The 20,544-nt window shown below is 51.4% G+C and carries 22 protein-coding genes; 10 read left to right on the plus strand and 12 right to left on the minus strand.

Going from position 1 to position 20,544, the window contains the following annotated elements; all coding sequences use genetic code 11:
- Positions 1–65 precede the first annotated feature (65 nt).
- The 5 genes from GCE9029_RS22290 (at position 66) to GCE9029_RS22310 (ending at position 5,546) form a co-directional block, all read left to right on the plus strand.
- Positions 66–644 carry an aminodeoxychorismate/anthranilate synthase component II gene (locus tag GCE9029_RS22290; protein ID WP_062667131.1) on the plus strand — a complete coding sequence of 193 codons (579 nt, stop codon included), beginning with the start codon at positions 66–68 and terminating at the stop codon, positions 642–644.
- A gap of 326 nt (positions 645–970) precedes the next feature.
- On the plus strand, positions 971–2,188 hold the full coding sequence (locus GCE9029_RS22295; RefSeq protein ID WP_062667047.1) for an aspartate aminotransferase family protein: 1,218 nt from the start codon (positions 971–973) through the stop codon (positions 2,186–2,188).
- A gap of 43 nt (positions 2,189–2,231) precedes the next feature.
- Positions 2,232–3,248 carry an arginine N-succinyltransferase gene (gene astA, locus GCE9029_RS22300; RefSeq protein ID WP_062667050.1) on the plus strand — a complete coding sequence of 339 codons (1,017 nt, stop codon included), beginning with the start codon at positions 2,232–2,234 and terminating at the stop codon, positions 3,246–3,248.
- A 12-nt stretch (positions 3,249–3,260) separates the two neighbouring features.
- Positions 3,261–4,718 carry a succinylglutamate-semialdehyde dehydrogenase gene (gene astD / locus GCE9029_RS22305; protein ID WP_062667052.1) on the plus strand — a complete coding sequence of 486 codons (1,458 nt, stop codon included), beginning with the start codon at positions 3,261–3,263 and terminating at the stop codon, positions 4,716–4,718.
- A gap of 33 nt (positions 4,719–4,751) precedes the next feature.
- Positions 4,752–5,546 carry a DUF1338 domain-containing protein gene (locus GCE9029_RS22310; RefSeq protein ID WP_062667055.1) on the plus strand — a complete coding sequence of 265 codons (795 nt, stop codon included), beginning with the start codon at positions 4,752–4,754 and terminating at the stop codon, positions 5,544–5,546.
- A gap of 24 nt (positions 5,547–5,570) precedes the next feature.
- Here the strand turns inward: GCE9029_RS22310 and GCE9029_RS22315 are convergent, their stop codons facing one another.
- Together GCE9029_RS22315 and crp are read right to left on the minus strand one after the other, a co-directional pair.
- Positions 5,571–5,804, minus strand: coding sequence for a hypothetical protein (locus GCE9029_RS22315; RefSeq protein WP_231870184.1), 234 nt, complete (start codon positions 5,802–5,804; stop codon positions 5,571–5,573).
- 126 nt (positions 5,805–5,930) lie between these two features.
- Positions 5,931–6,563, minus strand: coding sequence for a cAMP-activated global transcriptional regulator CRP (gene crp, locus GCE9029_RS22320; protein WP_002535199.1), 633 nt, complete (start codon positions 6,561–6,563; stop codon positions 5,931–5,933).
- Positions 6,564–6,799: 236 nt separating this feature from the next.
- Here crp and GCE9029_RS22325 point away from each other — a divergent pair, with 236 nt between their 5' ends.
- The gene (locus tag GCE9029_RS22325) at positions 6,800–7,207 is read left to right on the plus strand and encodes an OsmC family protein (protein WP_062667059.1); all 408 of its coding nucleotides are present in this window, start codon (positions 6,800–6,802) and stop codon (positions 7,205–7,207) included.
- A gap of 61 nt (positions 7,208–7,268) precedes the next feature.
- Here GCE9029_RS22325 and GCE9029_RS22330 read toward each other — a convergent pair whose 3' ends face one another.
- The 8 genes from GCE9029_RS22330 to GCE9029_RS22365 all read right to left on the minus strand — a co-directional run bounded on the left by GCE9029_RS22330 (position 7,269) and on the right by GCE9029_RS22365 (position 14,469).
- Entirely contained in the window at positions 7,269–7,865 is a 597-nt protein-coding gene (locus GCE9029_RS22330) for a DUF3501 family protein (protein ID WP_062667061.1), read from the minus strand.
- A gap of 15 nt (positions 7,866–7,880) precedes the next feature.
- Positions 7,881–9,206: a heterodisulfide reductase-related iron-sulfur binding cluster gene (locus GCE9029_RS22335; RefSeq protein ID WP_062667063.1), complete on the minus strand. Its 1,326-nt coding sequence runs from the start codon at positions 9,204–9,206 to the stop codon at positions 7,881–7,883.
- Positions 9,207–9,312: 106 nt separating this feature from the next.
- Positions 9,313–9,732, minus strand: coding sequence for a rubrerythrin family protein (locus GCE9029_RS22340; protein ID WP_062667065.1), 420 nt, complete (start codon positions 9,730–9,732; stop codon positions 9,313–9,315).
- A gap of 167 nt (positions 9,733–9,899) precedes the next feature.
- Positions 9,900–10,769 (minus strand): phosphoribulokinase, encoded by an 870-nt coding sequence (locus tag GCE9029_RS22345; protein ID WP_062667067.1) that lies wholly within the window; start codon positions 10,767–10,769, stop codon positions 9,900–9,902.
- Between the two features lie 71 nt (positions 10,770–10,840).
- The gene (locus tag GCE9029_RS22350; RefSeq protein ID WP_002535189.1) at positions 10,841–11,056 is read right to left on the minus strand and encodes a YheU family protein; all 216 of its coding nucleotides are present in this window, start codon (positions 11,054–11,056) and stop codon (positions 10,841–10,843) included.
- 14 nt (positions 11,057–11,070) lie between these two features.
- Positions 11,071–12,048: a DUF3187 family protein gene (locus GCE9029_RS22355; protein WP_062667069.1), complete on the minus strand. Its 978-nt coding sequence runs from the start codon at positions 12,046–12,048 to the stop codon at positions 11,071–11,073.
- A 42-nt stretch (positions 12,049–12,090) separates the two neighbouring features.
- A complete protein-coding gene (locus GCE9029_RS22360) occupies positions 12,091–13,077 on the minus strand; it encodes a hydrolase (RefSeq protein WP_062667071.1) in 987 nt (328 codons plus the stop codon).
- Positions 13,078–13,086: 9 nt separating this feature from the next.
- A complete protein-coding gene (locus GCE9029_RS22365) occupies positions 13,087–14,469 on the minus strand; it encodes an aminotransferase-like domain-containing protein (protein ID WP_062667072.1) in 1,383 nt (460 codons plus the stop codon).
- Between the two features lie 123 nt (positions 14,470–14,592).
- On the opposite strand from GCE9029_RS22365, the gene GCE9029_RS22370 reads away from it, so the two are divergent.
- Positions 14,593–15,195, plus strand: a complete 603-nt coding sequence (locus GCE9029_RS22370) for a LysE family translocator (protein ID WP_062667074.1) — start codon at positions 14,593–14,595, stop codon at positions 15,193–15,195.
- On the opposite strand, the gene GCE9029_RS22375 is transcribed toward GCE9029_RS22370, so the two are convergent.
- Positions 15,192–15,713 (minus strand): TIGR02444 family protein, encoded by a 522-nt coding sequence (locus GCE9029_RS22375; protein WP_082804419.1) that lies wholly within the window; start codon positions 15,711–15,713, stop codon positions 15,192–15,194. The genes GCE9029_RS22370 and GCE9029_RS22375 overlap by 4 nt on opposite strands.
- Positions 15,656–17,578 (minus strand): ABC transporter ATP-binding protein, encoded by a 1,923-nt coding sequence (locus GCE9029_RS22380; RefSeq protein ID WP_062667079.1) that lies wholly within the window; start codon positions 17,576–17,578, stop codon positions 15,656–15,658. The genes GCE9029_RS22375 and GCE9029_RS22380 overlap by 58 nt, the downstream gene beginning before the upstream one ends.
- Before the next feature lie 270 nt (positions 17,579–17,848).
- On the opposite strand from GCE9029_RS22380, the gene kefG reads away from it, so the two are divergent.
- The 3 genes from kefG to GCE9029_RS22395 are packed head-to-tail and all read left to right on the plus strand — an operon-like array spanning position 17,849 to position 20,447.
- Positions 17,849–18,412, plus strand: coding sequence for a glutathione-regulated potassium-efflux system ancillary protein KefG (gene kefG, locus GCE9029_RS22385; RefSeq protein WP_002535180.1), 564 nt, complete (start codon positions 17,849–17,851; stop codon positions 18,410–18,412).
- On the plus strand, positions 18,412–20,211 hold the full coding sequence (gene kefB, locus GCE9029_RS22390) for a glutathione-regulated potassium-efflux system protein KefB (protein ID WP_062667081.1): 1,800 nt from the start codon (positions 18,412–18,414) through the stop codon (positions 20,209–20,211). The genes kefG and kefB overlap by 1 nt, the downstream gene beginning before the upstream one ends.
- A gap of 26 nt (positions 20,212–20,237) precedes the next feature.
- A complete protein-coding gene (locus GCE9029_RS22395; RefSeq protein ID WP_002535178.1) occupies positions 20,238–20,447 on the plus strand; it encodes a YheV family putative zinc ribbon protein in 210 nt (69 codons plus the stop codon).
- Positions 20,448–20,544: the final 97 nt, after the last annotated feature.

Raw genomic sequence — 20,544 nt, forward strand, 5'->3', positions numbered from 1 at the left:
GCCTGTGTTAGCATTTGCGCCCAGTCCCGCTGATGTTTGGCGGGCAGGACGTGATGGGAACGACTGTGCTGCTGATTATTGATAACTACGACTCTTTTACTTACAACCTGTATCAGTACTTTTGTCAGTTGGGTGTCGAAGTGGAAGTCCACCGCAATGACGCCATCACCCTTGCCGACATCGAAGCCATAGCACCCTCACATTTGGTCATTTCGCCTGGCCCTTGCACGCCAGATGATGCCGGTATCTCCCTCCAGGCCATTGAACACTTTGCCGGAAAACTGCCGATTCTTGGCGTGTGTTTGGGGCATCAGGCGCTGGCTCAGGTGTTTGGCGGTAAGGTCATTCGCGCCAAACAAGTGATGCATGGCAAAACCAGCCCTGTGGTTCACCGCGATGGTGGTGTGTTCCAATCGCTCAATAATCCGCTAACCGTGACGCGTTACCACTCTCTGGTTGTGGAAGCTGACTCGTTGCCGGATTGTTTTGAAATCACCGCGTGGACGGAAGCAGATGGTGGGTTCGATGAAATCATGGGGATCCGCCACAAAACCCTCGACCTTGAAGGCGTGCAGTTCCATCCGGAAAGTATCTTGACTGAGCAAGGCCATCAGCTGCTACAGAACTTCCTTACCCGCGATTGATTATAATCTAGGGGCTGTTGACCTTCCGAGTCTGTGTTGAAAGCCGATCATCATCACTCTTTTTACATTTTTGTTTCGCCGTTTTCCTGCTGTTAACAGTGAAACCTTATTCACTCCCTTCGTGCCATCTCTCGTTTATTTCCCAACAGGAAAGACAGTCTTACCGCTTGTTCTATTAATCATTTACCCTTCTTCACGCATAAATATGGCACTTGTGTGAATTTCCCATAGTTTATTGCGCTAGATTATAAAATTTTCTGCTATTGATGCGGTTAATGAAATGTAAATACTATGCTTATAGCAGAATCGACAGAAGGATATGAGCGATGACAGCCGAACATAAAGTAGAACGTAAACTGTTCGATGAAGTGATGGTGCCATGTTATGCACCCATGAATATGATCCCGGACAGAGGCAAGGGCGCTCGTATTTGGGATCAGGACGATCGTGAATACATCGATTTTGCCGGTGGCATCGCCGTAAGTTGTTTGGGTCATTGCCACCCAGTGATGGTAGATGCACTGAAAACTCAGGCTGAAAAGCTTTGGCACCTGAGTAATGTTATGACCAACGCTCCAGCATTGCGCTTGGCGAAAAAGCTGACCGAAGTGAGCTTTGCTGATCGCGTCTTTTTCGCCAACTCCGGTGCGGAAGCCAACGAGGCAGCCCTGAAGCTGGCACGTCGCTGGGCGGTAGATGTTCACGGCCCAGAGAAGAGCGAAATCATCGCCTTCACCCAAGGATTCCACGGCCGCACCTTCTTTACCGTCACAGTGGGTGGTCAGGCAGCTTATTCTGATGGTTTCGGACCAAAACCGGGCGACGTTAGCCATCTGCCATACAACGATCTGGATGCACTGGCTGCGGCTATGTCTGACAAGACCTGCGCCATCATGATGGAGCCACTTCAAGGTGAAGGCGGTATCGTCACACCTGACCCTGCTTTCGTCCAAGGTGTTCGTGAGCTGTGTGACAAGCACAATGCTCTGCTGATTTTCGATGAAGTTCAGACCGGTAATGGCCGTACAGGTACTTTCTATGCATATGAGCAAACTGGCGTAACGCCAGACATCCTGAGCACGGCGAAATCCCTCGGCGGCGGTATTCCTATCGGTGCCATGCTGACCACTGAAAAACTGGCTGCCCACATGAAAGTCGGTACCCACGGCTCCACTTACGGCGGTAACCCGCTGGCATGTGCTGTTGCAGAAGCGGTGGTGAACGAGGTGAGCAAGCCGGAAGTATTGGCTGGCGTGAAAGAGCGCGAAGGTTGGTTCCGCGAAGGACTGGAAGCACTGAATGCCAAATACAATATGTTCAGCGAAATTCGCGGCAAAGGCCTGCTGATCGGTGCCGCTCTCAACGAAGAGTGGAAAGGGCGTGCCCGTGATGTGCTGCTGGCTGCTGGCGAAGAAGGTTTGCTGTTATTGGTTGCCGGTACCAACGTGGTACGTATGACTCCATCACTGGTCATCACCAAAGAAGAAGCAGAAGAAGGTCTCGCGCGACTGGATCGTGCACTGGCAAAACTGACGGCGGCGTGATCGCCCGAGGTTTTGACCACCCATCGCATCAGGAGGAAGTAGGATGCTGGTAATTCGCCCAATCAGAGAAACCGATTTTGACGCACTCATGCTATGTGCTGAGGAATCCGGACATGGTTTCACTTCTCTGCCAGTGGATGAAACACTGATCAAAGGTCGCATTGACCATTCTGTGGAGAGTTTCGCCCGTAACGCGCAAGCACCGGGTATGGAAGGCTACCTCATGGTAGCGGAAGACACCGAAACCGGCGAAGTGGCAGGCACCACCGGCATTGAAGCAGCTATTGGGTTGGATAACCCGTTTTACAGCTATCACATCAGCAAAATCGTTCACCATTCACGTCGTCTGGATGTGCATAACGTGGTGGAAGTGCTGACCTTCGGGAACAACTACACGGGTGCGACGGAAATTTGCACCCTGTTCCTGCGCCCTGAGTTCCGTCAGGGACTGAACGGTAAATTGCTGTCCAAGTGTCGCTTTCTGATGCTGGCCCAGTTCCCAGAAAAATTCTCCGACGTCATCTTCGCAGAAATGCGCGGTGTGTCTGATGAAGATGGCAATTCGCCATTCTGGGCATGGCTTAAAGAACATTTCTTCTCGATTGATTTCACCTTGGCAGATTACCTGACGGGGACTGGTCAGAAGGGCTTCATCGCTGACCTGATGCCTAAGCTGCCTATTTACGTGAGTCTTTTGAGTGAAGAAGCGCGCGAGGTGATTGGGCAGGTGCATGAGAAAACCCGTCCGGCACTTCGCCTTCTCGAAAAAGAAGGTTTCACTTGCCGCGGCTACGTCGACATTTTCGATGCGGGCCCAACGGTAGAGTGTCTTCGCCAGAACATAGATTCTATTCGTCGGTCATTCACCGCAAGAGTGAAGATCGCCGAGCACAGCAGCGCACAGGATTACCTGATTTGTAACAGTGACTTTGAAAACTTTCGCGCCACCGCAACCAAGGTTGGTGTTGATGAAGAGCGCAATGAAGTGCTTATCAGTAAGGAAGTGGCAGAAGCGCTGTTTGTACAAGATGGAGATACCGTGCGTCTGGTGTCGGTTTAGGAGAGACGATCAATGACACAATGGATTGAGAACAAAGCCATTGAGGGTAAAGGCGACGTATTCGAATCGCTCAACCCATTTAACAGCGAAGCGGTCTGGTCCGGCAAAGCGGCCACGCCTGAGCAAGTAGAAACGGCCGTTGATGCCGCGCGATGTGCGTTTATCAGCTGGAAAAAAACGCCGTTTACCGAGCGTCAGGCGCTTGTGGAGCGTTTCGCAGAAAAAGTAAAAGAAAATAGCGAGCACATTGCGAAAGTGATTGCGGAAGAAACCGGTAAACCGCTGTGGGAAACCCGTACAGAAGCAGCAGCCATGGTCGGAAAAATCGGTATCTCTTTGCGTGCCTATCAGGAACGTACCGGTGAGCGCGCAAAAGATGTTGCGGGCACACAAGCGGTGCTGCGTCACCGACCACTGGGTGTGATGGCCGTGTTTGGCCCTTATAACTTCCCTGGGCATTTGCCGAATGGTCACATTGTTCCAGCATTGCTGGCGGGTAACACTGTGGTGTTCAAACCATCAGACCTGACTCCGAAAACGGCCGAAGAGACCCTTAAGCTTTGGATTGAAGCGGGTCTGCCGGAAGGCGTGATCAACATGGTTCAGGGTGGCCGTGAAACCGGTGAAGCGCTGGCACAATCAAAAGGCATTGATGGCCTGCTGTTTACCGGCAGTGCCAATACTGGACATATCCTGCACCGCCAATTTGCAGGTCAGCCGGGCAAAATGCTGGCACTCGAAATGGGTGGCAACAATCCGATGGTGATTTCCAATGAGTATGGCGAAGTGGATGCCACGGCTTACACCATCATCCAGTCAGCCTTTATCAGTGCAGGTCAACGTTGTACCTGTGCCCGTCGACTTTATGTGCCTAAGGGTGGCAAGGGTGATGCCTTGGTCTCCCGTTTGGTCGAGATGACCAAGAATATCCGTGTCGGTGGTCAGTTTGATGAACCAGCCCCGTTTATGGGCGCTCAGATTTCTGTCCGCGCCGCAGAGGGTATTCTGGCGGCGCAGGCGAATCTTGAATCTCTCGGTGGCGAATCGCTGCTGAAAGCAGAGTTGCTGCACGATGCTGTGGTGTCTCCAGGCATCATTGAAGTCAGCCAGGTTGCTGAGCTGCCAGATGAAGAATACTTCGGTCCGCTACTACAGGTGGTTCGTTATGATTCGCTGGAGCAGGCCGTCGAACTTGCCAATGACACTCGCTATGGGTTGTCTGCGGGTCTGGTATCCACCGATGATACTGAATGGGAATACTTCCTCGACCACATTCGTGCAGGCATCGTGAACCGCAACCGACAGCTGACAGGTGCAAGCGGCGATGCACCGTTTGGTGGCCCTGGTGCGTCAGGCAATCTTCGCCCAAGCGCTTACTATGCGGCTGACTACTGTGCTTACCCGATGGCATCTATGGAAGGTGAAGACGTTTCACTGCCCTCGCAGTTGAGCCCGGGGCTCTCGCTTTAATATTCCGTAATCACAAGCATTCAGGAGGATGTGATGGAACGCGTTCAGGCTTTATTCGACGGACTTTGGAAAGATTATACTGCACGTCTGTGTCCTTCGGCTGCGAAGGTGCATCACTTGCTGGAAGAGGGGACACCGCTACTGAATGACCACATTGCGCTGCGCACCTTTGCGCTGCCAAAAGTAGGCCTAGACAGATTGGCAGCCCCTTTCATTGCCTTAGGCTACGAGCCAAAGGGTGAGTACGAATTCAAAGCCAAAAAGCTGTTTGCGCGCCATTTTGAACATCCTAACCCGGATGCGCCCAAGGTCTTCATCAGTGAGCTGTTGGTGGGGCAATGTTCATCTGAACTTCAACTGGCTGTCCGCTCGCTGGTGGACCAGGTCGATGAGGGTGCCTTGAATGATCCTGCTTTTATGTACGGTGGTCGCCTGTGGGATATCGACTTTGATACCTATAAGAAACTGGCCGATGAAAGTGAATATGCAGGTTGGCTGTCAGCACACGGGTTTGGTGCTAACCACTTTACAGTCAGTGTGAATCAGCTGAGCACGCTCGACACAGTAAAAGGTGTGAATGACCTTCTGCGCCAGTCTGGCTTTGCGATTAACGAGTCTGGTGGAGAAGTGAAGGGTAGCCCTGAAGTGTGCCTTGAGCAGTCTTCGACCATGGCTGACAAAGTGAGTGTGGCTTTCAGCGATGGCGAACAAAACATCCCTGGTGGCTTCTACGAATTCGCCAAGCGTTACCCGTTGGCAGATGGTTCGCTCTACCAAGGTTTTGTCGAAGCGTCAGCAGATAAGATCTTCGAAAGTACCGATCAGTAAACGCGTTGGATGTGGTGAGCCAGCCTAGGAAGTCAGTGAGGTTGGCCATTCATCATTTGAAGATGCATCAAAACGGCGTCTGTCTTCGCCCAGCATACGCTGGATATGATAGTGGGATGGGTCGCTGAATCCGGTCATTTCGGTGCTGAGATGCCCCGGTGTGACGGAAATTGGCGGTTGTTGAGTTGATGATGAAAAGTGTTGGATTTCCATGTCCATGCCGATGTTCCCTAATACAACGACTGCATGCGAATGCATACATAGCTTGCATTGAAAATTAGCACTGAATGATGACATTCGCAGGAAAATCGCCGTGATTGTGATCACGCTGCAAACAAAAAAGCCACCGCACAAACGGTGGCTTTCTTTTTAAACTGGGTGCTCTTAGCGAGTACCGTATACCACGATGGTTTTACCGTGTGCAGAAATCAGGTTCTGCTCTTCCAGCATCTTCAGGATGCGGCCAACGGTTTCACGTGAACAGCCAACGATTTGACCGATTTCCTGACGGGTAATCTTGATTTGCATACCGTCTGGGTGGGTCATTGCGTCTGGTTGTTTTGCCAGGTTCAGCAGCGTCTGAGCGATGCGACCGGTTACGTCCAGGAACGCCAAGTCACCGACTTTCTGGCTGGTCACTTGCAGACGGCGAGCCATCTGAGAAGACAAGCGCATCAGGATGTCTGGGTTAACCTGGATCAGCTGGCGGAATTTCTTGAATGAGATCTCTGCAACTTCACATGGAGATTTTGCGCGAACCCAAGCGGTACGCTCCTGATCTTCCTCAAATAGGCCCAGTTCGCCAATGAAGTCGCCCTGGTTGAGGTAAGAGAGGATCATCTCTTTGCCTTCTTCATCCTTGATCAGTACTGCCACAGAGCCTTTCACGATGTAGTACAGCGTTTCTGCTTTCTCACCCGCGTGGATAAGAGTACTTTTCGAAGGGTACTTATGAATGTGGCAGTGTGAAAGGAACCACTCTAGTGTTGGGTCTGTTTGAGGTTTTCCTGGAACCATATATCTCATTTCCTCTGCAGTTGTTGCCTGATGAGTCTTCCTTAGCCCACCGTCCTGCGGCACAAGTCCGTTGGATAGCATAAAGTGTCGGCAGTCAGGCTACAAGCTCTCTGTTTGAGTCATTGAGTTTATCCTTTTTCCAGCACGATTTCTTGATTTTGATATGGACTTAGGTCCCTATTAAAGGCTAAAAACGTGGACAAGATCACGACCCTGAAAGTAATTGGAGGTAAGAAATGCAAGCAAGCGTCAAATGGTGTGGAAACGAGACCTTCCTCGGACTCTCAAATTCCGGCCATAGCATTGTGATGGATGGAAACGGTGGTGCAAATGCCCCAAGTCCAATGGAAATGGTGCTGATGGGAGCGGGCGGATGTAGCTCTGTCGACGTGGTCGCAGCACTGAAAGAAGGTGCACAGCAGGTGGTTTCTTGTGTGGCTGAGCTAAGTGCTGAACGCCGTGAGCAAGCACCGAAGCTGTTTACCAAAATCAATATTCACTTTGTCGTGACAGGTAAAGCGCTTGATGAAAGCCGGGTGGCCTCTGCGGTGAAAGACAGTCTTGAAAAGTACTGCTCTGTTTGCTTGATGCTCGGAGCGGGGGTGGAAATGACACACTCTTACGAGATCATTGAAAACGCATAATCTTCTGGCGCTGACTATTGTTCCTGATGATGAATGAACGAAGGAGGGGAGAGCCCCTCCTTTAGTTTATCGGCGGTGTATCTAGATCCTCGGACAGTGCGGTTCGCACGTCATCAGCGACATTGACCCCTATAGTGAGAGCAGAATGATCTGCGCCTGCAGTTAATGTTTCGCCAAGTTTAAGGGCACTGATCATGGATGGGGTGAGCTCGAATCGCATAAAGTGCACGCTGGAGGTTTTCTCCTCGTTGTCACGCTCAAGATCCTCATCGCAGATAGGGTAAACCTTCGCGTCGTTGCCGACTCTCAGCCAGACTTTGTTCTCCACGCCAATGAGCTTGGCGAGTTCTACTTTCCTGATGTCAGGATCAGCATACTCAATCATCATGGTGGCTTTCAGGTTGCAGCCGTCAGGGATCAGCGGATTGTAAGCATCCAATTCCTCTGCAATGCCCTCTGGCTCAAAGATGCGCTCAATGCGCAGCATTTCCTGAATTTGGTATTGGATGGTCTGACGGTTTTCAAAAATCAGCCTTGCATGATCCCCAAGCTTCACGAAGCGGTGTTTTTTGTGCTCCATGATTTGGTGACGGAACTGGGTGCGGGCACGGGCGTAATCCTCCAGCGTCATCAGGTCATCTGCAGTCAGTTTTTCCATGTTTTTCGCTCCCTGTTACAGGCCGTAGGCCTTCCTCAATAAGGTCATGGGGTGTATTGGCTTATCCACCTCTGCCAGTTTGGCAATGTGTGCACCTGCCATCGGGCAGTCACTGGCAAAGTAGTCGGCGTTGGCTTGCTTCACTTTCTTTGCCACGGGACGACCAATTTTCACCGCCTTATCATGCGTTTCCACTTTCACAGCGTAAGTACCGTCGTGACCCGAGCAGCGTTGCTCCGGTGCCACATGAGTGCCGGGCACTAAACGGAGCAGCTCTGCGGTTTTCAAACCGATGTTTTGTACACGCAGGTGACAAGCAACGTGGTAGCTGATGTCGCCAAGCGGCGTATCGAACTCGGTGTTGAGCTTGCCTGCTTTGTGGCGAAGCATCAGGTATTCGAAGGGGTCATAGAAGGCATCGCGGACTTTGGCGACATCGGGGTCATCTGGAAACAAGAGTGGAAGCTCCTGTTTGAACATCAGCACGCAGGAAGGGACCGGTGCGATAAGGTCGAACCCTTTTTCAACCATTGCCAGAAGCTGCGGAATATTTTCTTCTTTGGCGCGCTGAACGCTTTCCAAATCGCCCAGTTCCATCTTGGGCATGCCACAGCAACGCTCTTTGCCGACCACTTCGATATGGATATGGTTCTTCTGAAAGACCTTGTAGAAATCTTCGCCGAGTTCCGGACTGTTATAGTTGCCGTAACAGGTGGTGAACATAGCCACCTTCCCTGTGGTTTCGCCAACAGGTTCTGGCGTGATGTCTTTTGCCATTGGGGCAACTCGTTTTCGCATGGTGTTACTGTCGTATGTCGGCACTATGGCATCTTTGTGCACGCCAGCTTTCTCCAACACGCTTCTAAATGCACTGTTTTTGTTCATCGTATTTACGGTGACATCCACAATGGGAATCGTTGCCATACTACCCACCAAATCTGTGCTGGAAAGCAGCTTGTCCCGCACTGATGCCCCTTGTTCACGAAATTTAACCGCTTTAGCGCGTAGCATCAGGTGCGGGAAGTCGATTTCCCACTCGTGCGGCGGTACGTAAGGGCATTTGGTCATGTAGCACATGTCACAGAGATAGCATTGGTCTGCGACTTTCTGATAATCCTTCTTGTCCACGCCATCGACTTCGAAGGTTTCGGATTCATCGATGAGGTCAAAAAGGGTAGGGAACGAATCGCAGAGGCTTACACAGCGGCGGCAGCCGTGGCAAACGTCGAAGACACGCTCCATTTCCGCTTCCAGCTTTTCGCGATCGTAAAAATCTGGAGATTGCCACTCAATTGCGTGGCGAGTGGGGGCTTCGATGCCTCCTTCGCGTTTTTCTTTCATGACGTGTCCCTGCTACTGGTTGTGCCGGTTTCCGGCAGTCACTGTGCGTTATCGTCATTGGCGCTTATTGCGTTCTGAAAGGGCGGACTGACCGCCCTTTTTTCGACTAGCTGTCGAGGTTGTCGAGTGCTTTCTGGAATCGGTTTGCGTGGCTTCGCTCTGCTTTGGCGAGCGTTTCAAACCAGTCCGCGATCTCATCGAAACCTTCGTCGCGCGCCGTGGCGGCCATACCCGGATACATATCGGTGTATTCGTGGGTTTCACCGGCAATCGACGCTTTGAGGTTTTCTACGGTGTTACCCATGGGTAAACCCGTGGCAGGGTCGCCCACTTCCTCCAGATACTCCAGATGGCCGTGTGCGTGGCCAGTTTCCCCCTCGGCCGTTGAGCGGAAAACGGCGGCGACATCGTTGTAGCCTTCAATGTCTGCTTTTGATGCGAAATAGAGATAACGACGGTTTGCCTGACTTTCACCGGCAAAGGCGTCTTTGAGGTTTTGCTCGGTTTTGGTTCCTTTCAGTGACATGGCTCTGTCCTCTTTTATGACATTGTCTTGCTTCTATTGGTTAAAAAGCAACCAATACACTTAAGTTAAGGACAGGTTCGTTATTCGGTCTAATGAATAAAAACGTAATCTGCCATCGTATTTTTCGATAACAGATTACGTTTTCAAATTAAGGGAAGAGGGCAGTGTTAGCTGATTTTGCCGGTTTCAATGAGCTGTTGAATAAGAGGTCGGATAATCAGTTCCATGGCGAAACTCATCTTGCCGCCCGGCACAACCAGAGTGTTATGGCGGGACATAAAAGAACCTTGGATCATTGAAAGCAAGTAAGGGAAATCGACTTTCTTGATGCCGCGAAAACGGATCACCACAAAACTTTCATCCAGGCTTGGGATGCCTTTTGCGTTGAGTGGATTTGAAGTATCTACCGTTGGGACACGCTGGAAATTGATATGGGTTCGGCTGAACTGCGGTGTGATGTAGTTCAGGTAGTCATCCATCGAACGAACAATGGAATCCATCACCGCTTCGCGGGAGTGACCACGGTCGCGGGTGTCGCGGACAAACTTCTGGATCCACTCCAGGTTTACGATTGGCACCATGCCAATCAGCAGGTCGACGTGCTGGGCGACGTTAATCTCGCCTTCTACCACACCGCCGTGCAGCCCTTCATAGAACATGAGATCTGTGTGCTCTGGGAGATCCTGCCATGCCGTGAAGGTTCCCGGCATTTGGTTGTAAGGTACCGCTTCATCAAAGGTATGGAGATAACGGCGAAACTGCCCCGTGCCTTCCTCGCCGTATTCTTTGAAGAAAGATTCGAGCCTTGGGAAGTCGTTGGCAGTCGGGCCGAAGTAACTGATATGACGGCCCTGTTCTTTAGCTTTACGGATTTCCACGTCCATTTCAGGACGGGTATATCGGTGAAAACTGTCACCTTCCACCCAGGCGGCGCTAATTTTCATCATATTGAAAATCTTGCGGAATGCGTCTGAGGTGGTGGTCGTCCCTGCGCCGGACGAACCGGTAACTGCAATAATGGGGTGCTTTGCAGACATGACAAACCCTGTCAATTTAGAAAGATGGCAACAGTTAACAGGGTCTCGGTGACTTGGTCAAGCGATGGGCATTAGGCAAGTGATCGCACAGGTTTGATATCAACCGTTTCATGCAATTCCGAAAACACCACAACCGCTTCTTTGTTTTTTAGCAGGTTGTAGACCTGTTCCACCTTTTCCTCGAAGCTTGCTTCCTGCTCACCATAATCTGTCCCTTCACGCAGCACAAAGTGCTCAATCAGATTTCTCAGGGTTTCTTCGGGAATCTCTTGCCAGGGAACAATCATGGTGGCTTTACCTACTACAAAAAACGGTGCCGGAAGGTGGCGTTAAACACGATATCCGTGCTGTTATCGTGATTGAACATATTCTCTAGAGCTACCAATTCTATCGCACTGTTGTCAAAAAGGTAGCGATAACCCAGCGCAAACTCGTGCACCAGGGCATTGAGTTCACCCAGCCCTGCATTATCCCCCTTCCCCTGTGATATCAGGTATTCAGCGATCAGTTCGTGGTGCTCAAACCACTGATACTGATAACTGACCCCAGCGTTGACGCCCCAGGGTTTGATGTCGATAAAATGCTGCTGTTTGTCAGGGCGGCGAATGAGGGAAATCATGGCGGTCAGTCTGTGTTTTTCCCTTTGGTAGCCATAGTTGATTTGGGCTGATTGCTCGAAAGAGGTATTAGCGAACACCCCATGGCTCACGCGGTTGAAGAAAAGGGTGACGCCAGCGCTGACTGCATGGTGCATCGATTGATACAGGATTTGCTCGCCATAAAGGTTTATGGCACTGACGATTGGATCGCCAACGAAATCTTCGATCGGCTCATCCATGGTATCGGGGATATAAATATAGAACCTGTCTTCATCGACCTCTGTTCGGCCATTTTGATCAATACCAAAAATACTGTGGAATTTTTCCGTCAGGCCATCCAATCGGTTGTTGGCAGCATAGCGGTATTGCAGCCAAACCCCGACCCGGTTTTCCTCATCCAGCGCATGGACAAAACCGGCCATAAATTGGTTGTGATAGTAGTCGAACTGGTATTCCGGGGTGTTAGCCCAAACGCTGCCGATGGTCGCTGAGGCAAAGAGATCCGTTTGTCCCACTTTTAACTGAAATGGGTCCTGAAGGATAGGGGTTAACCCGGTGGTTTGCAGTGGTGCTTGGCTTTGGACAATTAAGGGTCCAAAGCGCAAAGGGTCTGTGTGTTCTGCCTGCGCAGCGAAAGAGAGCCACCAAAGCAGCATAAAAGCAGTGCGAGATATTGCCATCGTCCACCTCTCTCGCCCTGCTTTCTTGGCGTTATTGCGCCTTTATCCGGCGTCGATGTGCAGGGCTAACCAGCGTGGCACCTCTTTTTCCAGCCAGAAGTCTGGTGCTTTCAAGGTGCCGGAGACAAATCCGACGTGACCGCCATGTTCGGTCAGGTGATAGTCAATATTGTCCGGTAGCGGCGCTTTGGGTATCACCGCCTCCGTCATAAAGGGATCATCTTTAGCATGGATCACTTTGAGCGGAGTCGCAATTTCCTGCAACACACCTAAGCCACTGCATTGGCGATAATAATCCTCAGCATCGCTGAACCCATGTAGTGGCGCAGTGACGGTTTGGTCGAACTGATAGAGATTCGATATCGCTACTTTCTCCCCACTTTTCCAGTGTCCGATTTGCGGGTGACGGGCAAGCTTGTTACCGAGGGTGCGGTTCATTGAGCGGAGCAGATACGCTTGATAGACGCGGGAAAAGCCCTGTCGAATGCGGCTGGAACATGCTGCCAGATCCAAAGGTGGACTGATGACGCACCCGGCTTGAATGATGGGATCCTCTTTAAACTCTGCCAGATAGCGCACCAACATGTTGCCACCGAGGGAAACGCCGGTAGCGACTTTGGCGTTTGCAGGAAATCGCTGTTTGAGGTGCTCTAGGAAAAAGCGGGCATCCCCCGTTTCACCTGAGTGATAGCTGCGCGGCATTTTGTTCAGCGAGCCGCTGCAACCGCGAAAGTGCATTAACACGCCGACCCAACCTTGCTGTTTGAAGGCGTTGAGCAAACCGTTGGCATAAGGGCTGTAAAAACACCCAGCAAGACCGTGAAACAGTACCACGATAGGCTTGCCACCGACAGTTGCCGGGTCTTGTGTCCAACTGATATCCAGAAAATCCCCATCCGGTGTTTCAAGGCGTTGCCAGACCGGTTCAAAGACCGCTTTTCTGCGCAAAAAGCGCGGAAGCAGGGTTTGAACATGTGGATTCTTACCGCCTTTCATCGGCACGAAAGGTGTGTTTGCTATTTGTTCCATTTCTATCTCTTACAACGCAAATTCGGTCAGTGGTGGGTTAGCTAACAGCTTGGAGAGTTTGTCACACCCTTGCTCAAGCACTTCACGGCTTGGCGGTGCACTCACAGCAATCCTTACTTTAGGCGGCGCAGAATACCCAGCTGGAACAAATAGCTCGGAAGATTTCAGTTCCAGACCTTCTGTTTTGCTGGCTGCCAGAAATTCGCTAAGTGCCCAGCCCTCGGGTAACATCAGCCATCCATGAAACGCATTGGGATGATAACGCAGTGAATCAGTACCAAGGTATCGGGTGGCAATTTCCCAACGCGTTTCCATTTCAGTACGAATGGTTTCAAGAATTTGGTTTGCAGCGCCGTTCTCCAACAGAATGGATGCCATGGCAGTCAATAACGGACTGATCATCCAGCTGTGGTTTTGCAGTGCGTTGACGAAGTGGGGATAAAAGCGTTCCGGCAGATGCAGGAAACCCAGACGAAGACCGGGTGCCAGTGTCTTCGCCAGCCCACCGATATATATCACATTGTCAGGCGCCAGATTGACCATTGGCGACGGACGTTCTGTCGGCAAAAGGCCATTGATGTCATCTTCCACGATCATCAGTTGCTGTTGTTCACACACCTCGATGAGTGCATGTCGGCGTGCTTCACTCATGGTTGCCGTCGTCGGGTTTTGCAATGTCGGCGTAAGGTACACCAACCTTGCTTGATACTGCTGGCAAGCCGCGCTCAGGGATTCTGGCAACATGCCTTCATCATCCATCTCTACGGGCTTCACCGTGAGTTGCAACTGTCTGGCAAGACTGAGTAAACCGGGATAGGTGAACTTGTCGGTAAGGATAGTATCCCCGGCTCGGCAGAGGGTCATCAGGCAAAGCTGCATAGCATTTTGCGCGCCGGAGCAGAACAGCAAGCGCGACGGATCGGCGTTCACCTGGTGCCCATTCAACCAGTCGGCCAGAATTTCACGGTGACGCACAATGCCGGAAGGCGGCTGATACAGCATCAGACTGTTGAGTTCCTGCGGGTGGGCTGCAAGTTGCTCCAGTGCCTCCGCGAAGAGATCGGCACGGTTAATCGTTGGCGGCACGTTGTAGCCAAAGCTCAGCACATCTTGTCGATCAGGATCGGAAAAAGACCACAGTGGGCGGTTGTTCTCGCAAATGTAGGTGCCTGCACCGACTTTGGCTTCGACAATGCCTCGTCGCTCCGCTTCTGCATACGCGCGGGTTACTGTTCCTACGGTGACTGACAAAGCATCTGCCAGCGCACGGTGGGTAGGTAACTTGGTGCCGGGTGCCAGTTCTTTGCTAACCACTTTATCCGCAATGGCATCGGCTATTTGCCGATACATGGGAGCGCCGGACTTCTCCAATGCAATATTCATGATTGTCATGGTGACAATAAACCTTTTGATCTGATTTTTGATCCCTGTTAGCGTGAATTTTGAACAACAAGTAGGTCAATTTCAAATTTTAGACTGAATTGTATCGATACAATGTGAGCAGGGAGACAATTCATGATGGAAGTATCTTTTTTGGCGACGCTGGCGCTTTTTGCCGCGACCATGACTGGCACGCCAGGACCAAACAACATGATGCTGACAGCATCAGGGGCAAACTTCGGATTTCGACGCACAGTGCCACACCTTATTGGCATTTCTTTGGGGGTGGCATCATTGATTGGTGTGGTTGCCGCCGGACTTGGCGCAGTATTTCAGCTCTACCCTTGGGTACAGGAAGGGATGAAGCTGCTCGCCAGTGCTTACCTGCTCTACCTTGCCTGGCGTATTGCGAGGGCGGGCGCACCTTCTGAAGATGCTTCCAGCGACCGCCGGCCAATGACCCTGATGGAAGGGGCATTATTCCAGTACGTCAACCCCAAGGCGTGGGCAATGGCGGTGAGTGCGGTGGGTACCTTTACCTTAGCGGGGGGAGACTATTGGTTATCTTCCATGGTGATTGTCATTACCTTTCTCATCGTTGGCTTGTCTCTCACATCTATTTGGGCGGGCTTTGGCGTCTGGGTGGGGAAAGTGCTGTCTTCAGAGAAAAGCTGGAAGGTGTTTAACCGCGTGATGGGCACCCTGACCGCGTCTTGTCTGATCTTTATCTGGGTCTAGCGCGGATTGATGACGTTCAAGCCTCTCATGAGTGCCGGATAAAGGTAATGTGCGTCTGCATCTAACTGAGAGCAGTACATCTCTAAAGATGAAGAGGCGTTTTCCTGCCAGGTTTGCTGGTTAACACAGGTGAGCAATTCCTGCTGCTGGAACTTTTCCAATGTCAGCTCATAGTTAAGCATCTTCTGGTAAGCCCCGCGTGAGAGCTGCGGTTTGAGATCGCGCCGCATCAAGCGATAACGGGTCAGCAGGGTTTCTGACTGAACCAATGATTGGCGAAGTTGAGCGAGTGATGATGCTGAAAGGGAAAACCCGGTATCTTCCAGCCAGGCTAACAGCAGAGCGAGGTTCACATTGCCTTTGAACTGATCCTGAAGCTTCAGGCAGGCGTGTTTCACCTCTTGTTGCCCATAGTGATGCAGACAAAACTGCCACAGCCCATCGGCTGTGGCTTGCTGTTTTAGCGGCCTTGGAACTCCGCTTCCATTTGCTCCAGTTGTTCCTGAAGATCCATCCATTCCAGTTCGACCTCTTCGAGCGATGATTTCGCGTCTGCCTGCTGGCGTAGCAATTCGGTAAGTTTCTCTTTGTTGGACGCTTCATAAATTGAAGGTTCCGCCAGTTGAGATTCTACTTCCGCAATTGTTGCAGAATACTTTTCGAGTTTTGTATCCAGCGTGTCAATTTTCTTGCGGATAGGCGCGGTCTGCTTCCGAAATTCTGCTTCCAGACGCTTTTGCTCTTTACGGGCTGCTTGAGTATTTGCACCTGCTGGTTTGGCGTTTTCTGCCTGTTCCTGACGACGCTCAGAGCGCTGCAATTCGTTTAACCATTGGTGGTAATCATTCAGATCGCCATTGAACGGTTCAACTTTGCGGTCATGCACCAGATACAGATCGTCAGTCGTTGCACGGAGCAGGTATCTGTCGTGGCTCACGATAACCATCGCGCCTTCAAACGATTGCAGTGCCATGGTCAGTGCAGCGCGCATGTCGAGATCGAGGTGGTTTGTGGGCTCATCGAGCAGCAACAGGTTCGGTTTTTGCCAGACAATTAATGCCAGCACCAGACGTGCTTTTTCACCGCCAGAGAAAGGTGCAATCACATCCAGTGCTTTATCGCCATGGAAGCCAAAGCTGCCGAGGTAATCGCGAAGTTGTTGCTCTGTCGCTTCCGGTGCCAGACGCATCATGTGCTGAATGGCTGTTTCATCATCACGCAGCGTTTCCAACTGATGCTGGGCAAAGTAACCAATCTTCACACCCTGAGAATAACGCAGCTCACCAGCCTGCGCCGGTACTGTGCCCGAAAGCAGTTTGATGAGCGTTGATTTACCCGCGCCGTTACGGCCAAGCAGACCAATTCGGCTGCCCGGAACCAGATTCAGGAAGATTTTTTCCAGAATCATGGTGTCGCCATAGCCTGCGCAAACTTCTTCCATCATCAGGATAGGATTCGGCAGGGCAGACGGCTCACGGAATTCGAAACTGAATGGGTTATCAAATTGCGCTGGGAGCATTTTCTCCATGCGCTCAAGTGCTTTAATACGGCTCTGCGCCTGACGGGCTTTACTGGCCTTATAGCGGAAGCGGTCAATGTACGACTGCATATGCGCCATTTGCTTTTGCTGCTTCTGGTACATTGCCTGTTGCAGGATCAGCTTTTCTGCGCGCATGGTTTCGAAGGCCGAATAGTTCCCCGTGTATTCATTCAGCAGGTCATTTTCGATATGGATAATACGGTTAACCACTGGATCGAGGAAATCACGGTCATGGGAAATAAGCACCAGGGTTCCACGGTAGTTCTGCAGCCACTTTTCCAGCCACATCACGGCATCCAAATCCAAGTGGTTGGTTGGTTCGTCGAGCAGCAATAAGTCTGAACGACAAAGCAGTGCCTGTGCGAGGTTCAGACGCATACGCCACCCACCGGAGAATTGGGTTAGGTTCCAGCTCATCTGATCCTGACGAAAGCCAAGACCATCCAGTAGCTCTGCCGCGCGGGCGCGAATGCTGTAGCCGCCGACGGCATCAATTTTGTCATGAAGGGTGGCGACCTTGTGCCCATCGTCCGATTCCTCAGCGGCACGAAGCGCTTGTTCCAGTGCGCGGTATTCACGATCACCATCAATTACATATTCAATCGCTTCGCGTTCCAGCGCCGGGGTTTCCTGTGCCACCCACGCCATTTGCCAGCCGCTTGGGAAGTTACAACTGCCCGCATCAAGGGACAGTTCGCCTTTCAGTAAAGCAAACAGGGTGGATTTACCGCAGCCGTTTTTACCGACCAGACCGACTTTGTCACCTGGGTGGATAGTGGCAGACGCATTGTTAAGCAGCGGTTTGCCACCACGAAGTAGCTGAATATCAGAAATAGTGATCATGACTCTTGGCGGCTCCGGCCGCAGGAATGTGGGGTCGAAAAACTGGCGCTGTTATATCACACGACGGCGATTTACTTAAGAGAGGCGCAAAAATGGACCACGGCAGAGCGGTGAAATGCGGGACGATTTACCGTATGGTTGAAGGATGACGCGAAAGCCGCAGAGTTGGCCGTTTTGTGTCATGATAAAAAGATTATAAAAAATATTATGTTACCTCTTCGCTCTACCACAAATTGGGCGTTGGAAAGCTTAAAAGGATTTTGCTGCCAAATGGGAACCCCGACAACGTCGTTATTTAAATCGAAAGTGCTGGTGGTCTTTGCTCACCCGGACCCGCACGAGTCTGTCGCCAACAAACGGATGATTGAGGCTGCCCGTCAATTTGACCATGTCAAAGTACACGATCTCTATGCGGCCTATCCTGACTTTATTATTGATGTTCACCATGAGCGTGAGCTTCTTCTAGAACACGATGTGATTGTGTTCCAACACCCACTCCAAATGTATTCCTGTCCCTCGCTCCTAAAAGAGTGGATTGATGTGGTGCTTGGTAAAGGCTTTGCCCATGGTGGCGGTAATGCACTGGCTGGCAAGATTTGCCGCTTTGTCATTACCACTGGCGGTGCTGCGGAAGCCTTCAGCCAAACCGGTTACAACAAATACAGTATGGAAGAGCTGTTGCAGCCATTTGAGCTGACTGCGCTCCTTTGCCAGATGCGTTGGGTTGATCCACTAGTGCTTCACTGGGCACGCCGCGTAAGTGATGAAGACAGGGAAGCCCACGCCGAACTCTACGCCGATTGGCTCTGCCATCCTGTGTCGGAGGTGGTGTAATGGGACATAACTACCTTCTCGATGCATTGATCTTCCTCGCCGCTGCCGTAGTGGCAGTTCCTCTTGCCCAGCGCCTTGGTATTGGCTCTGTGCTGGGGTATCTAATTGGTGGCGTGGTGATTGGCCCTTGGGGGCTTGGCCTGATTACAGATGTAGAAGCGATTCTGCACTTTGCCGAGCTTGGCGTGGTGCTTCTGCTGTTCCTGATTGGTCTGGAATTGAATCCAAAGAAGTTGCTGCAGATGCGAAGGCCGATTTTAGGTTTTGGCGGCTCTCAGGTCTTTATCAGTACCGTGGTGATTGCTCTTATCGCCTATTACTGGGATGTCGGTCGTGTTGATGCCTTGGTTGTCGGGATGGGGCTGGCGCTTTCATCCACGGCCATCGCCATGCGGATTATCGAAGAACAACGCTTGATGCGCAGCGAAGCAGGACAATCCGGTTTTGCAGTGCTCTTGTTTCAAGATATCGCAGTGATCCCCATGCTTGCGGTGCTTCCTGCGATGGCAGGCGGTGCGGGTGGCAGCTGGCTGGATGTAGGTATCATGTTGGGAGCGATTTTGGTGCTCTTGGTCGGTGGTCATTACCTGTTGCGTCCTTTGCTACGCTGGGTGGTGCTAAGCCGCGTCAAAGAAATGTTCACCGTGACTGCTCTGATGCTGGTGATTGGTATCGCGATTGGTATGCAATCACTCGGCCTCTCTATGGCGCTAGGCACCTTCTTGGCAGGTGTGCTGTTGGCTGAGAGTGAATACCGTCACGAGCTGGAAATCGCCATCGAGCCCTTTAAAGGTTTGTTGCTGGGCCTCTTTTTCATCGCTGTAGGCATGGCGGTTGATCTTGGTTTACTGCTTCAATATCCGCTGGAAATTCTATCTGCGGTAGCTGGCCTGATTGGCGTAAAAGCCGCCATCATATATGGATTAGCCCACGCCTTTGGTGGTAGCGAGAAATCCCGCAGTCACGTAGCTTTACTGCTTAGTCAGGGTGGGGAATTTGCCTTCGTATTGTTTACTGCCGCGCGAAGTGAAAACCTGCTGACGCCAGAGCTCAATGCGTTCCTGCTGGTGGTGGTGAGTCTGTCTATGATGACGACGCCAATATTACTGATGCTGCAATCCAAATGGTTTGCCCGCACCATTAATGCCGAAGCTTCGACGCCAGAAGCTCAGCAGTTTGACCATGATGGTGCGCGCGTCATCATCACCGGCTTTGGCCGGTTTGGTCAGGTAGTAGGTAGATTGCTGTTTGCCAACAAGATTAAACTTACCATACTGGAACGCGACCCATCGCAAATCGCCTTGCTCAGAAAGTTTGGCTACAAGGTTTATTATGGGGATGCGACCCAGCTTGATTTGTTGAGGGCCGCGGGTGCGGCAACGGCAGAGGCCATCATTGTTTGTGCGGATTCGCCGGAAGAAGTGATGGAAATTGTTCACCTTTGCCAGCAGCATTTCCCGAACCTGAAGGTGCTCGCACGGGCTCGAAGCCGTGTTGAGGCGAACCAGTTACTCGGCCACAATGTGGATGGGTTTTCCCGTGAAACATTTTTAAGTGCATTGGATCTTGGTAAGCAAACCCTGATCGCTCTTGGGATGCATCCGTATAAAGCCAAACGTGCAGAAGCATTTTTCAGAAAACTCGATGAAATGCGTCTACATGAAATGCAGCCCCACCATAGTGAAGACGTGACGGCTGCCTCGCGAACCAAAGAAGCCCGACTTGAACTGGAAGAGCTGTTCGACCTCGAAATGAAGGGGGATACTGAGCGGCACCAGAGCTGGAACCGAGATAGCTAACAATAAGAACGAAGGCAAGGAAGTACATGGCCAAGAAACGATTTATCGCTGGCGCGACCTGTCCATCATGCAGCGCAACGGACACGATGCGCTGGTGGCAAGAACACCACGTGGAAGTGGTGGAGTGCGTGCAGTGCGGTCATACCGACAGGCGCTCACCGATGTCTGCGGAAGAGAAACAGCCTGTTGCGCAGCAGCAGGATGCTCAGGTTATAGGGATATTTAAACCGCAATAACGAATCCCATAGTCGAAGTCAGTTTATTTCTGTATTATCGGCGCCGAAATGAGCAGGTGTCGCTGTGTCGACACCCTTGAACCGCTTCCGGAGTTAA

Origin of the sequence: Grimontia celer, assembly GCF_900055185.1 — a bacterium.
Lineage (GTDB): Bacteria > Pseudomonadota > Gammaproteobacteria > Enterobacterales > Vibrionaceae > Enterovibrio > Enterovibrio celer.